The 14,745-nt window shown below is 34.6% G+C and carries 9 protein-coding genes; all 9 read left to right on the top strand.

Annotated elements, in window-relative coordinates:
- The first annotated feature begins 2 nt into the window (after positions 1 to 2).
- The 9 genes from sprA to H6X70_RS06885 all read left to right on the top strand — a co-directional run bounded on the left by sprA (position 3) and on the right by H6X70_RS06885 (position 14,735).
- Entirely contained in the window at positions 3 to 7,247 is a 7,245-nt protein-coding gene (gene sprA / locus H6X70_RS06925) for a cell surface protein SprA (RefSeq protein WP_194766944.1), read from the top strand.
- A gap of 70 nt (positions 7,248 to 7,317) precedes the next feature.
- Positions 7,318 to 7,698, top strand: a complete 381-nt coding sequence (gene gcvH, locus H6X70_RS06920) for a glycine cleavage system protein GcvH (protein WP_194766943.1) — start codon at positions 7,318 to 7,320, stop codon at positions 7,696 to 7,698.
- Positions 7,691 to 8,068 (top strand): VanZ family protein, encoded by a 378-nt coding sequence (locus H6X70_RS06915; RefSeq protein ID WP_194766942.1) that lies wholly within the window; start codon positions 7,691 to 7,693, stop codon positions 8,066 to 8,068. Before gcvH ends, H6X70_RS06915 begins: the two co-directional genes overlap by 8 nt.
- Positions 8,069 to 8,129: 61 nt before the next feature.
- Entirely contained in the window at positions 8,130 to 8,849 is a 720-nt protein-coding gene (locus H6X70_RS06910) for an energy transducer TonB (RefSeq protein WP_194766941.1), read from the top strand.
- 139 nt (positions 8,850 to 8,988) lie between these two features.
- Positions 8,989 to 9,777, top strand: coding sequence for an energy transducer TonB (locus H6X70_RS06905; RefSeq protein WP_194766940.1), 789 nt, complete (start codon positions 8,989 to 8,991; stop codon positions 9,775 to 9,777).
- Between the two features lie 138 nt (positions 9,778 to 9,915).
- A complete protein-coding gene (locus tag H6X70_RS06900; protein ID WP_194766939.1) occupies positions 9,916 to 12,015 on the top strand; it encodes a gliding motility protein RemB in 2,100 nt (699 codons plus the stop codon).
- Positions 12,016 to 12,124: 109 nt separating this feature from the next.
- A complete protein-coding gene (gene cyoE / locus H6X70_RS06895) occupies positions 12,125 to 13,018 on the top strand; it encodes a heme o synthase (protein WP_194766938.1) in 894 nt (297 codons plus the stop codon).
- Positions 13,019 to 13,020: 2 nt separating this feature from the next.
- Complete coding sequence (locus H6X70_RS06890) at positions 13,021 to 13,602, top strand: heme-copper oxidase subunit III (RefSeq protein ID WP_194766937.1); 582 nt, start codon at positions 13,021 to 13,023, stop codon at positions 13,600 to 13,602.
- Positions 13,603 to 13,751: 149 nt separating this feature from the next.
- The gene (locus H6X70_RS06885; protein WP_194766936.1) at positions 13,752 to 14,735 is read left to right on the top strand and encodes a cytochrome c oxidase subunit 3; all 984 of its coding nucleotides are present in this window, start codon (positions 13,752 to 13,754) and stop codon (positions 14,733 to 14,735) included.
- The last annotated feature ends 10 nt before the right edge of the window (positions 14,736 to 14,745 follow it).

The following is a 14,745-nucleotide window of genomic DNA, read 5'->3' as shown; positions in this document are numbered from 1 at the left end:
TTTTGAAAATAACTAACCTTCAATTTTATAAATCTATTAAACCGTGTTTTTTTTTAATTTTCGCACTTTGTTTTTCATTAAGTGCGTGGACCCAAGAAACGCCCCAAGATTCACTACAAACAGGATATAGTGTTGGCAAACTAAGCACGCCAAACCCTGATAGTATTGAGTCTAAATATACCTATGACCCCGTTACAAATCGGTATATCTACACCGAAAAAATTGGCGACTACAATATTAAATTTCCCATAATCCTGACTCCAAAGGAATATTATGCTTTAGTGGCGAGAGAAAATTTAAGGGCTTATTATAAAGAGAAAATTGACGCGTTTGATGGCAAAAAAGAAGGCTCGGAAGATGGTCGAAGAAACTTATTGCCAGAATTTTATATAAGATCGGGCTTATTTGAAACTATTTTTGGAGGAAATACTATCGAAATTATTCCGCAGGGATCTGTAGAAATGGATTTAGGTGTGTTATTTTCAAGACAAGATAACCCCGCTTTTTCGCCAAGAAACCGAAGTAATTTTACTTTTGATTTCGATCAACGTATCAGTTTAAGTTTGGTTGGTAAAGTGGGTGAGCGTTTACAAATTAATGCCAATTACGATACACAATCTACCTTCGATTTTCAGAATTTAATAAAATTAGAATACACACCAACCGAAGATGATATCATTCAAAAAATAGAAGTCGGTAATGTTAGTATGCCTTTAAACAGCTCGCTAATTACGGGCGCACAAAGTTTATTTGGTGTAAAAGCGCAACTTCAGTTTGGTAAAACTACCGTTACTGGGGTGTTTTCAGAACAAAAATCGCAGTCTAATACGGTTGTTGCTCAAGGCGGAGGAACCCTTGAAGAATTTGATGTTTTTATTAGAGATTATGATGAAAACAGACACTACTTTTTAGCACAATATTTTAGAGATACTTATGATGCTGCTTTAAGCAATTATCCGTTTATAAATAACAAGGGATTACAAATTCAACGTTTAGAGGTTTGGGTTACTAATAGAAGCAATCGCACAGAAAATGTTAGAAATATTGTAGCCATGCAGGATTTAGGTGAATCGGATAGAATAGGTTTACTAACACCACCTAGCGATTTTGTTAATGTTGGTCCTGGTGCTTATCCTGATAATAAAAACAACAATTTTGACCCAACGAATATTGGTGGTCCTGGTTCCGATCTTACCGAAGCGGTTAGAGATATAGCTACCGTGCAATCAGGGATTTTGGTGCCAAATGTGAGTGAAGGATCCGATTATGCAAAATTGGAAAATGCTAGAAAATTAACTAGCGGACAAGAGTATATTCTAAATACTGAATTGGGGTACATTTCCTTAAATCAGCGTTTGAATAATGATGAAGTTTTAGCCGTTGCCTTTCAATATACCTTAGGAGGAAAAGTGTATCAAGTGGGTGAGTTTGCTAATGATGGGGTCGATGCTACCGATGTGGATACCGATAACAATGGAAACGTTACCAATGTTGTTAATTCGGCATTAATTCTTAAAATGTTGAAAAGTAGTTTAACTAATGTGAACTTGCCTGTTTGGGATTTAATGATGAAAAATATTTACGACACTGGGGCGTATAATTTAAGTCAGGATGATTTCAAAATGAACATCTTTTATAATGAAGCTTCGCCGTTAAACTTTATAACACCAGTGGGCGCAAATTTTGCCTTAGATATTAATGGAAATTCGGTTACTACAAATACACCCGAGGAGGATTTACTTCAAAATGTACCGTTGCTACGGGTTTTCAATTTAGATAAGTTGAATTTTAATAATGATCCGCAATCAAAAGGAGATGGTTTCTTTGATTTTGTTTCAGGAATAACGGTGATTCCACAAAACGGAAAACTTGTTTTTACAAGTGCAGAACCTTTTGGTAAATACCTCTTTAATAAATTAGGTGGTGGTGATTATAGTAATAGTAACTCTTATAATGATGACCAAAAGAAATATGTTTACGATGTGCTTTATAAAAGTACAAAAACGGCAGCTTTAGAGGCTGTTGAAAAAAATAAATTCAAATTAAAAGGGCGTTATAAATCTTCGGGAGGCGATGGTATTCCAATTGGTTCTTTTAATGTGCCTCGAGGTTCTGTAAGGGTTACAGCAGGCGGACGTATGCTGGTTGAAGGGATTGATTATACCGTAAACTATCAATTAGGTCGTGTTCAAATTTTAGATGAAGCTTTAAAAGCATCAAACACCCCTATTGAAGTTTCTACCGAAAATAATGCTGTATTTGGTCAGCAAACTAGACGTTTTACAGGCTTAAATGTCGAGCATGTTTTCAATGAAAATTTTGTTTTAGCTGGAACTTTTTTAAATCTTAATGAACGTCCTGTAACACAAAAAGCAAATTACGGAACCGAGTCAACCAACAACTCAATTTTTGGTTTTAATGGAAATTACGCCACGAAAGTGCCGTTTTTAACTCGTTTAGCGAATAAGTTACCTAACATTGATACCGATGTAGAATCTAATTTATCTCTTCGAGGCGAGTTTGCTTATCTCGCAGCAGGTGCTCCAAAAGGAACCGATTTAAATGGTGAAGTAACTTCGTATATTGACGATTTTGAAGGTTCGCAAAATGGTATCGATTTAAAATCACAACAATCGTGGTTTTTATCGAGCAGACCATTAGGATTAAGCGTTCCAAGCAATCCAAATCCAGATGGAAATGGCATTCAAAATGGTTATCAAAGAGCCATGTTAAACTGGTACACCATCGATCCTATTTTTTATAGCAGCCAACGACCTAGCGATATCACTGATGATGATCTTTCAGATTTATACACCAGTAGGGTTTTTATAAGCGAGCTTTTTCCAGAAAAAGATTTAGTTCAAGGTCAAAATACTGTTTTGTACACCTTAGATTTAGCCTATTATCCAGATGAAAGAGGGCCGTATAATTTCGACCCTAATGCATCAGGTGGCACTTTAAATAATCCTCTAGAAAGTTGGGCGGGTATAACACGCCAAATATCATCTACCGATTTTGAGCAACAAAACGTAGAGTATATCGATTTTTGGGTGCAAGATCCGTATCAAGAAAACCCGAATAATCCAGGAGGGAAATTGGTTTTTAACTTAGGTAATATTTCAGAAGACATTATTAAAGATGGTAAAAAGTTATATGAAAATGGTTTGCCTAAAAATGGTGATGTTTCCACTTTACAACCTACACCATGGGGAACTGTAACTCCACAAAATCAATCGTTAGTTTATGCTTTTGATAGTACAGGATCAGAACGTACTAATCAAGATGTTGGTTATGATGGTTATGGTGATGCTGATGAAATTAGAGTTTTTGGAGCACAATTTGGAGACGATCCTTCAAACGATAATTATACTTATTTTTTAAATACAGATGGTAATATTTTTGACCGTTATAAAAAATATAATGGGGTTGAAGGGAACACGCCAGAAACTTTTTCAAATACAGATAGAGGATCAAATACGCAGCCTGATGTCGAAGATATCAATCGTGATAATACCATGAATACGATTGATAGTTATTTTGAATACGAGTTAGATATCACGCCTCAAAATTTACCAGTTTCACAATTGGAATTTGATAACATTCCAGATTCAAATCCATTAAAAAGTTATTTAAGAGATTATAAAGAACGTCCGCGTGAATTACCTAATGGAAATTCAACCCTTGTAAGATGGTATCAATTTAGAATTCCAGTTACAGATCCTAAAGCTACAGCAGTAGGAGGGATTACCGATTTAAGATCGGTGCGTTTTTCAAGGATATTTTTAAAAGAATTTAGCGAACCAACCGTATTTCGTTTTGGAAGTCTAGATTTAGTAAGAAGCGATTGGAGACGTTATACATTGCCTCTAGATAAAAATGATCCAGATCCAGACGATCCACAAACAGATTTTTCTGTAGGGGTTATAGGAACTCTAGAAAACGAGGTGAGGTACCAAAGTCCTCCAGGAATCGAGCCAGAGAAACTCTTTAACAACAACACCGTTGTACGTCAGAATGAGCAATCTTTAGTCGTGAAAGTATGTGAATTAGAATCGGAAGATTCTAGAGGGGTGTTTAAAAACATCGATTTGGATATGCGTCAGTATAAGAAAATACGAATGTTTATTCATACCGAAAACCTAGATAAAGGCGTTAATAATCTTAATGATAACGATTTAGTAGGGTTTATTCGTCTTGGAAATGATTTGATTGATAATTATTATCAAATTGAAATCCCGCTAAGAGTTTCTACAGGCAATAGTCTAGATGAGATGTGGCCAGATGTAAACGAGATTGATTTACCTATTGAAATTCTTGGTCAAATTAAAGCACAAGGGATTTCAGATATGACGCTGACTAATGATGATCCTACGTTTTACGATGTTATTAATAACGAAATTGTTCCGGTAAGCAATCCCAATGCAGGATATGTTACAGGGCAACACCGTGTGGCTATTAAAGGAAATCCTAATTATGGCGATATAAGAACCTTAATGCTTGGGGTTAAAAATGTAAAATCTGGCGATGTTTGTGCAGAGACTTGGTTTAACGAATTGCGTTTATCCGATTTAGATAACCAAGGTGGTTGGGCGGCCATTGTAAGCATGGATTCTAATATTGCCGATTTTGCAAGCATTAGCGCTACAGGAAGACAAAGCACTTCTGGTTTTGGAGCTTTAGAGCAAGGGCCTAGCCAACGTAATTTGGAAGAAGTACAGCAATATGATTTTGTTACCAATATTAATCTTGGGCAGCTTTTGCCTAAAAATTGGGGCGTGCAATTACCCTTTAATTATGGACAAGGCGAAGAGCTTATTACTCCGAAATACGATCAGTTTTACAAGGATTTAACTTTAGAATCTAGGTTGGAAGCTGCAAATTCAAAAGCTGAAGAAGATCAAATATTAGAACAATCTCAAGATTATACCAGACGACAAAGCATCAATTTTATTGGCGTTAGAAAAACAAGAACAACCGATGCTAAACCACGTTTTTACGATGTAGAAAATTTCACTTTTAATTATTCCTATAATAAAATAGACCATCGAGATTTTGAAATTGAAAGCTCTCAAAATAAAACCCTGCGTTTAGGAGCAAACTATGCGCATAATTTTAATCCGCTAACTGTTGAACCTTTCAAGGAAAATGATTCGATTTTCACAGGGAAGTATTGGAAAATTTTAAAAGACTTCAACCTTAATTTACTGCCAACTAGTTTTGCTGTAAATACAGATTTAAATCGTCAATATAACAGACAGAAATTTAGAGAAGTCGATCTTACAGGTAACAATATTGCGATTGAAGAATTATATAGAAGAAACTATTTGTTCGATTTTCAGTATACCATTAATTATAATATCACACGATCGTTGCAACTTAATTTTACGGCTGCAAATAATAATATTGTTAGAAATTATTTTAAAAACGACGATTTTATAGCAGGAGATCAAGATGATTCGCTTACTATCTGGGATGGTATGTTGGATTTTGGCGACCCGAATAGGCAAACTCAAAATTTAGGAATTACCTACCAATTGCCTTTTAATAAAATACCAACCTTTAGTTTCTTAGACATGACCTACCAATATACGGGTAGTTTTCAATGGCAAAAAGGCTCCGATTTATACGGTGATATTGAGTTAAATGGGCAACAATACGATTTAGGAAATACGGTTCAAAACTCAAACGTTCATAATCTGAATACTTCCATGGACATGAATCGTTTGTACAAATATATCGGCTTGACCAAAAAACCAATATCAAGGGTAAGAAGTAGAAGCACGCCTGGAGCGCCACCTAATGCAAATCAAGATCAGGGACCACCTAAAAAGGCAAAGAGCCAAGCAGGAACAAAATTACTAAATGCGGGAATAGATATTTTAACAAGTGTAAAGCGAATTCAAATTAATTATTCTGAAAACAACGGAACCTTTTTACCTGGGTATTTACAAACCCCTGGTTTTATAGGAACATTAAAACCAAGTCTAGGCTTTACTTTTGGTGGGCAGGCAGATGTGCGTTTTGATGCTGCAAAAAAAGGATGGCTTACTGTTTTTCCTGAATTTAATCAGCAATATACAACCACAAAAACTCAGCAGTTAGATATTTCTGCAAGCATTCAACCGGTTAGAGATTTACAAATTGATATTGTTGGGAATAGGGCTTATTATGAAAATTATGCTGAAAATTATAAAGTTGAAAATAATCAGTATTATTCGCTAACCCCTAATACCTTTGGTAACTTTAGCATATCATCTCTAATGATTAAAACGGCTTTTGAAGAAAGTGACGAAACGACTTCAGCAGCATTTACCGATTTTAGGTCAAACAGATTGAAGGTTGCCGAGCGCTTAGCACAAGAATTTTACGGAAACACAAGCTATGCAAGAGACGCCGAAGGCTACCCTTTAGGTTTTGGTAAGAATAATCAAAAAGTTTTATTACCATCTTTCTTGGCGGCTTATCAAGGTAAAGATGCTGAAAGTATTACCACGAGTGCGGTTAGAGATGTGCCAATTCCGAATTGGGATTTAAAGTATACGGGCTTTATGAAATTTTCTTGGTTTAAAAAGAATTTCAAGCGTTTTTCATTAACACATGGATACCGTTCAACTTATACCATTAATCAATTTTCAACCAATTTAAATCTTAATTTAGATCCTGCAGCAAACGAGCAGCCTATTCCAGGCGTGCCTTATGCAAACCAACCACAAGAGGCTTTAGATCAATCTGGGAACTACAAAAACGAAACGTTATACAGTAATATTAATTTAACTGAAATGTTTAGTCCGTTAGTTCGTATTGATATGGAGATGAAAAATTCGGTTAAAATTCTTGCCGAAATTAAGAAGGACCGATTGTTATCTTTGAGTTTTGATAACAATTTAATGACCGAAGTTCATGGTAATGAATATATTTTAGGTTTAGGATATCGTATTAAAGATTTGCGTATTAGGTCTAAACTGGCAGGGCCACAGAAACGAATTATTAGCGATTTAAATATGAAAGCTGATGTTTCGGTAAGAAATAATGAGACGATTGTAAGGTATTTAGATTTGGAAAATAACCAAATTACATCGGGGCAAACCATTTGGAGTTTAAAATATACGGCCGATTATGCCTTCAGTAAAAATTTAACAGGCATCTTTTATTTAGATTATACCTTCTCCGATTATGTGATTTCAACGGCATTTCCGCAAACAACAGTACGATCTGGGTTTACAATTAGATATAATTTTGGGAATTAACAGTTATGCTATTTGAATTTAACATTTGAATAAATACATTTGTTAAATATATAAACTTAAAATATTAGACATGAACATTCCTTCAGAATTAAAGTACACTAAAGATCACGAATGGGTTAAAATAGCTGACGATATCGCAACTATTGGTATTACAGATTTTGCACAAAGTGAATTAGGAGATATTGTATACGTGGAGGTTGAAACTCTAGATGAAACTTTAGAAGCCGACGAAATTTTTGGAACGGTTGAAGCTGTAAAAACAGTGTCTGATTTATTTTTGCCTGTATCTGGCGAAATTATTGAGTTTAATGAAGCTTTAGAAGACGAACCTGAAAAAGTAAATTCTGATCCTTATGGAGATGGATGGATGATTAAAGTAAAGTGTTCAGATTTGTCTCAAATAGATGGATTAATGTCTGCCGACGATTATAAAACACTTATAGGTGCTTAAAAAACTTGCCTTTGTTGCAGCTATAGGCTATTCCATTTTATTGGCAACAGTTTGTTTAATAACTTTAAACGACCTGCCTGATGTTGGAATTTCATTCGCAGATAAAGTGTTTCATTTTCTGGCCTACGGCCTATTAACCATCTTGTGGTATACTACATTTGTGTTAACTTTTAATTTTAAAAGGAACCAAGCTTTAAAATTTGCATTTATTTTAGCTGTAATTTTCGGTATAGTTATTGAGGTATTACAAGGTACATTGACCGTCACTAGATCTTTAGATGTTTATGATATGGTAGCAAATACAATTGGAGCCATATTAGCATCTTTAGTACTAATGCTTAAAAACAAAATACAGGTTAAAAACTTTTGAAACACTTGTTATTTTGTAAAATAAATAGTTATTTTAGCAATCTTGATAAATGAATTAAATTATGGAATCGAAAAAAAATCCTAAAGCAAATGTTGGACGTAACAGTTCTTTTTATTTTGCTATTGGTCTAGCAGTAATGCTATTTCTAACAAATTTTGCAATAAACTACAAAACTTACGATAAATCTGATATAGATGTTGGTATCGTAAATATGGATGAGGAGTTGGAAGAGGAAATTCCATTAACAGAACAAAATTTAACACCTCCACCTCCACCACCACCGCCAGCTGCGCCAGAAGTGATCGAGATTGTAGAGGATGAGGTAGAAATAGAAGAAACAGTAATTGAATCTACAGAGGTTGATCAGGAAACTGAAATCGTTGAAGTAGAAGAAGTAGAAGTAGAAGAAGTAGAAGAAGATATTGATGTACCGTTTTCAGTAATTGAAAATGTGCCAATTTTCCCTGGTTGTGAAAAAGGAAACAACAGTGAGAAAAGAGATTGTATGTCTAAAAAAATTCAACAGTTTGTTGGAAAAAAATTCAATACTGAATTAGCAAGTGAATTAGGGTTAACAGGAAGACAACGTATTAATGTAATCTTCAAAATTGATAAAACAGGAGCCGTTACTGGAATTCGTGCAAGAGCACCACACCCAGGTTTAGAAAAAGAAGCGACTCGTGTTATTGGATTGTTACCTAAAATGAAACCAGGTAAGCAACGTGGAAAACCAGTAAATGTACCATATTCTTTACCTATTGTATTCCAAGTTCAAGATTAAGTAGAATACTACATATAAAGAGTCTTAGATTTTTTCTAAGTGTTAAATATAAAATCCCGTTACAGAAATGTTACGGGATTTCTTTTTTGGTATGCTTATTGTGATTTTATCATAATATTAACATAAAAACAACAATATTATGAGTAATCAAAAGAAAACTCACGAACTCATTCGGCAAAATGAGAAAGTCGTGAAAAAACCTCAAAAGCATGATGCAAATTTACAAAAAAACACAACGCTTTATTTTCAAATAGGCCTCATTGTATGTTTGCTAGTCACATTAGGCTTGCTAGAAATGAAGTTTGAAACTGTTATCCCTGAGTACAGCAGTGGTTTGCCCCCTACAGATGTAACAGAACTTGTGGATGTGCCCTTTATTAAAACAGTGGTTCCAGAGCCTGTAGCTTCTGTGGAACAAAAACGAAAACTTGAGCCTTTAACTTTCGATGTTGTTCCTGATGAAACTCCAGAAAACCCTATTGAAGTTGTTACTGAAAAACATGTTGAAACCCCGCCATTAAACCCTGATGCTTTAACAGCTTTGGTTGAAAAACCTGTAGAAGAAGAGCCCGTAGATTTTATTTCTATTCAAAATGTGCCCATTTATCCAGGATGTGAGAGGGCAAAAGGAAATGAAGCCCGAAAAAAATGCATGTCTGAGAAAATTACGAAACTCATTCAGAATAAATTTGATGGTGGTGAGATTGCCTCCGATTACGGTTTAAAAGGTAGACAAAAAATAAATGTCCAGTTCACCATCGACAAAACGGGGCATGTTACCAATATTAAAACACGTGCTGCAATTCCCGAACTTGAAGAGGAAGCAGAACGCGTTATTAAAATTATTCCTGAAATGATTCCAGGAAGACAGCATGATAAAAATGTTGGGGTTATTTATAATCTGCCCATATTGTTTCAAGTGCAATAATATTATTTAAAACAAAGCCGTAGCTAATTCATGGTTACGGCTTTTATTAGTTATGTTGTAGTTTCAATGGGGTGCACTAAAAGGCGAAATTAAAAAATATAGTATCTTTCGCCCCTGAAACAATTCGACGATATTAATATGAGGCCATTCATTTTACTGCTCTTGCTTATAATTCAATTTAATGGGTATTCGCAGCATTCTACTTTAAATGAAAAACCTCCTGTCTTTCCCGAATGTGAAGGTGTAGTTGTTGATTCGTTACAACAGTGTTTCGATAATGCAGTTTTCAATCATATATATAATAATTTTAAGGTGCCACAACGTGTTTATGATGAAAATTATAAAGGCAAGGTTGTTGTACTTTTTGAAGTGGATACATTAGGGCGTTTTCGTGTTATCTATACCGACGCCTATGATAACGAACTGAAACAAGAAACGCTAAGGGTGTTTTCGGAATTCCCAACCATAAAACCGGCAACTTATAATGCTAGAAAAACCTTCAAACAATATTCGTTTCCAATTCAAATTCCTTTGGTAAAACAATCTGTTTCATCTCAGGATTTGGCAAAAGTCAATGCTTTATCTGAAAAAGAACAACAAGCAAAATACGAACTGGATAGCGTTACCAAAAGAAACCGCGTTTTCGACAAGCCTAATTACACAAGTCAATTAAACATACCTTTTGTTCAAAGTGATTATGCGAAGTTTGGCAGGCAAATGAATGTTATTGGTGCTAATAGTCATACCAGTGCTAAACCTTTTATTTATTCGGAAGTGGCTCGATATTATGATTTTGAAGCCGAAAACGAAAAATTATTAGAAGCAAGGGAAACTTGGGTTGGAAGAAAACTTTGGAACGAAAATTTAGTGCAATTACAAACCGATAATTATTGGTTTACTATCGATCCTATTTTCGATTTGCAAATAGGAAAAGATACTTATGCCGATTTTAAATCGACCTATAATAATACTAGAGGGATTGTTATTCAAGGTGGTTTTGGTAAAAAATTTAATTTCTACACCTCAATTTATGAAAGTCAGGGACGTTTTGCAGATTATTTTAATCGCTATGCCGAAAGCATTAAAGGTTTTGGTCCAGACCCAGCCATTATTCCAGGTCGAGGTATCGCAAAACGATTTAAAACAGATGCTTACGATTATCCAGTAGCCGAAGCTTATATGTCGTACACGCCATCAAAATACTTTAATTTTCAGTTTGGTAATGGTAAAAATTTTATTGGCGATGGTTACCGTTCGCTGGTTTTAAGTGATGTAGCAAGCCCGCATCCCTTTTTCAAAATAAATACCACTTTTTGGAAAATTAAATATACCAATACTTGGATGTGGTTAACAGATGTGCGTCCAGATGTGGTTGAAGACAAAGCTTTTTTAAGAAAATATATTGCCAATCATTTTTTAAGTTGGAATGTATCAAAACGTTTAAATTTAGGTTTTTTCGAGTCGGTAGTTTGGGATAATTCTAATGGAAGAGGATTCGATGTTAATTATTTAAATCCGATTATATTTTATAGAGCAGTAGAGTTTGAAACAGGACAAGGCGCCGGAAATGCGCTATTAGGGCTTACAGGAAAGTATAAGTTTACCGATAATATTAATGTATACGGGCAGTTTATTTTAGATGAATTTTCTCTAGCAGATATAACAGGAGGCGAAAAAAGTTGGAAAAATAAATACGGATATCAACTAGGGGTGAAGTATTTTAATGCTTTTAAAGTTGATAATCTATTGCTACAGTTTGAATATAATAGAGTGCGACCTTATACCTATTCGCATAATACAATTGTGCTTAATTACGGGCATAGCAACCAGTCTATGGCGCATTTATGGGGGGCTAATTTTAGCGAAGCCATTATTATAGGACGTTATCATTACAAAAGATGGTTTGCTAATGCCAAGTTAATTTTTGGTATGCGCGGATTAGATTTTGATGATGCTACAGATAATTATTCTTATGGCGGCGATATTTATAGAAATTACAACGACCGTCCTTATGATACAGGCGTGGAAGTAGGACAAGGTATAAAAACCCAAATTTTTAATGGTAACCTGCAAGCAGGATATTTAGTAAATCCGGCTTCAAATTTGAAACTATTTGCCGATGTCACCGTTCGTAATTTTAATCCCGATGCCACAACAGCAACAACTTTTAAAAACGATACCGTTTGGTTTACTTTTGGCGTACGAACAGATTTGTTTAATTGGTATTTCGATTTTTAAAACAGGTTAGGCTTTCGGTCCTACTTTTTTAACTTTATTAGGCTTGCTAAAATGCTTTTATAGAGTATCTTTGCACTCGCATTATCAAAACCGTCAAGGAACTATAACATTGAGCAGCTCAAAATCAGCAATAAAAGAACCTACTATAATTTCAGATTTTAAAGAAATCACTAAAATGCGCTTGTCTTTAAGCGTAGTGTTTTCTTCATTGGCAGGTTATTTATTAGGCGTAGACGTTATCGATTTTAAAATATTAACCTTACTCGCTTTAGGGGGGTATTTTATGGTTGGTGCCTCAAATGCTTTCAATCAAATTATTGAAAAAGATTTAGACGCCTTAATGGATCGTACTAAAAACAGACCCATTCCTGCGGGGCGCATGTCGGTTAATACGGCCTTTGTAATCGCCACTATATTTACTTTATTAGGCATATTTATTTTATACACCATCAATAAGCAAACGGCTATGTTTGGTGCTATTTCTATCTTTTTATACACTTGTGTGTACACGCCTTTAAAAACAAAAACGCCTATTTCGGTATTTGTAGGAGCTATTCCTGGCGCCATTCCTTTTATGTTAGGATGGGTTGCCGCTACCGATAATTTTGGTATAGAACCAGGAACCTTATTTGCTTTGCAGTTTTTTTGGCAATTCCCTCATTTTTGGGCAATTGGCTGGTTTTTATTTGAAGATTATAAAAAAGGAGGCTTTTTTATGTTGCCTACAGGAAAACAAGATCGTGGTACCGCAGTACAAACCATTATGTACACCATTTGGACAATTTTGGTATCTATAATTCCAGTTTTCGGATTTACAGGCGAATTAAAACTTTCAATTGTTGCAGCTGTAATTGTGTTTTTATTAGGGCTGTTTATGCTGCATTATGCCGTTAGATTATTTAGAGAAATGACCGAAAAAGCAGCAAGACAATTAATGTTGGCTAGTGTGTCTTATATCACTTTGATACAGATTGTTTATGTTTTAGATAAATTTATACGATAACCATGGATTTAACTCAGGGTACTAAAGAAGAAAAAATAGGCAGAGCAAAAAAAATGATGCTTTGGTTTGGAATCATTTCATTGGTGATGTCTTTTGCAGGATGGACCAGTGCTTTTGTAGTTAGTAGCAGTAGGCCAGATTGGTTAAAAGATTTTCAGTTACCCAATGCTTTTTTAATAAGTACTGCGGTAATTATTTTAAGTAGTATCACATTTATTTTAGCTAAAAAAACACTAAAAGCAGGAAACCATAAAGCAACTTTACTTTGGTTGTTAACCACCCTTGTTTTAGGTATTGTATTTATTTACAACCAATTTTTAGGCTTTCAGCAAATTATCGATTTGGGTTATAATTTTACAGGACCTACAAGTAATGTAACCATGTCTTACATTTACCTTATAGCCATTGTGCATATTTTACACGTGATTGTTGGGTTAATTTGCTTGCTAGTGGTAATTTATAATCAATTTAAACAAAAGTATAGTGCAAGCCACATGTTAGGTTTTGAGCTTGCCGCAACATTCTGGCATTTTATTGATATTCTGTGGGTATACCTCTTTTTATTCTTATATTTTGTAAGGTAAAAAATGTCGTTTGATAGATTTTTATTAAAATTCATCTATAATATTCAGAATAACTGACATTTATCATAGTTTAAAATTTCAAGGTGTATATTTCGTCAGATGAATAAATTGATTATTTTTGTGCAACTTTTAAATAACAACCATTATATATGAGTACTACAGTTGTAAATGCTGGACAAGACAACCAAACTTGGGCTGGTGGTAACGAGCCTCTTAAAGCAAGTTATGGTAAAATGATGATGTGGTTTTTCATCGTTTCAGATGCATTAACCTTCTCTGGGTTTTTAGCAGCCTACGGATTTTCAAGATTTAAGTTTATCGATTCATGGCCAATTGCCGATGAAGTTTTTACCCACTTTCCATTTTTACACGGTGTAGATGCGCCTATGTATTACGTGGCATTCATGACATTCGTACTTATTATGTCGTCTGTAACCATGGTGTTGGCTGTTGATGCTGGTCATCATTTAAATAAAAGCAAAGTGACTATTTACATGTTTTTAACCATTATTGGTGGTTTAATCTTTGTGGGGTCTCAAGCTTGGGAATGGAACACGTTTATTAAAGGGGAATACGGTGCTGTTAAAACAAAAGGTGGAAACATTTTACAGTTTGTAGATACTGAAGGCCATCGTGTAGCACTTAAAGATTTTGTAGTTGCCAATCCGGATTCAGAACGTGTGCAACAAGAAAGAAAAAACGGTTTATGGTTTGTTTCTGAAGGAACTTTACCAAGCTATACAATTGAAGAAGTTTTACACGGTTTAGAAGCTCATGATAATGTTTTAGTTAGAACGCAAACATTAACTGAAGAAGGTGCTAAAACGGTATTATCTAGAGAAGCATCAATTAATCAAATAAAATTAAACGGACTTAAAGTTGTTGAAGGCGCAAATCTTCAAGAAAACGAATACGGTTCGCCATTATTTGCCGATTTCTTCTTTTTTATTACTGGATTCCACGGATTCCACGTATTTTCAGGAGTAATCTTAAATATCATTATTTTCTTCAACGTTGTGGTAGGAACTTACGAAAGACGTAGAAGTTATGAAATGGTTGAAAAAGTAGGATTGTATTGGCACTTTGTAGATTTAGTTTGGGTGTTTGTATTTACATTCTTCTACTTAGTTTAATCTAAAAACG

It is taken from the genome of Tamlana sp. I1 (assembly GCF_015355625.1).
GTDB lineage: Bacteria > Bacteroidota > Bacteroidia > Flavobacteriales > Flavobacteriaceae > Pseudotamlana.
This window is presented reverse-complemented; position numbering and strand designations above follow the sequence as displayed.

What these genes read in the sequence shown, in the direction of transcription:
- gcvH (WP_194766943.1), top strand. Translation starts at nt 7,318, where the DNA reads ATGAACATTCCTTCAGAATTAAAGTACACTAAAGATCACGAATGGGTT.
- H6X70_RS06910 (WP_194766941.1), top strand. Translation starts at nt 8,130, where the DNA reads ATGGAATCGAAAAAAAATCCTAAAGCAAATGTTGGACGTAACAGTTCT.
- H6X70_RS06905 (WP_194766940.1), top strand. Translation starts at nt 8,989, where the DNA reads ATGAGTAATCAAAAGAAAACTCACGAACTCATTCGGCAAAATGAGAAA.
- H6X70_RS06900 (WP_194766939.1), top strand. Translation starts at nt 9,916, where the DNA reads ATGAGGCCATTCATTTTACTGCTCTTGCTTATAATTCAATTTAATGGG.
- H6X70_RS06890 (WP_194766937.1), top strand. Translation starts at nt 13,021, where the DNA reads ATGGATTTAACTCAGGGTACTAAAGAAGAAAAAATAGGCAGAGCAAAA.
- H6X70_RS06885 (WP_194766936.1), top strand. Translation starts at nt 13,752, where the DNA reads ATGAGTACTACAGTTGTAAATGCTGGACAAGACAACCAAACTTGGGCT.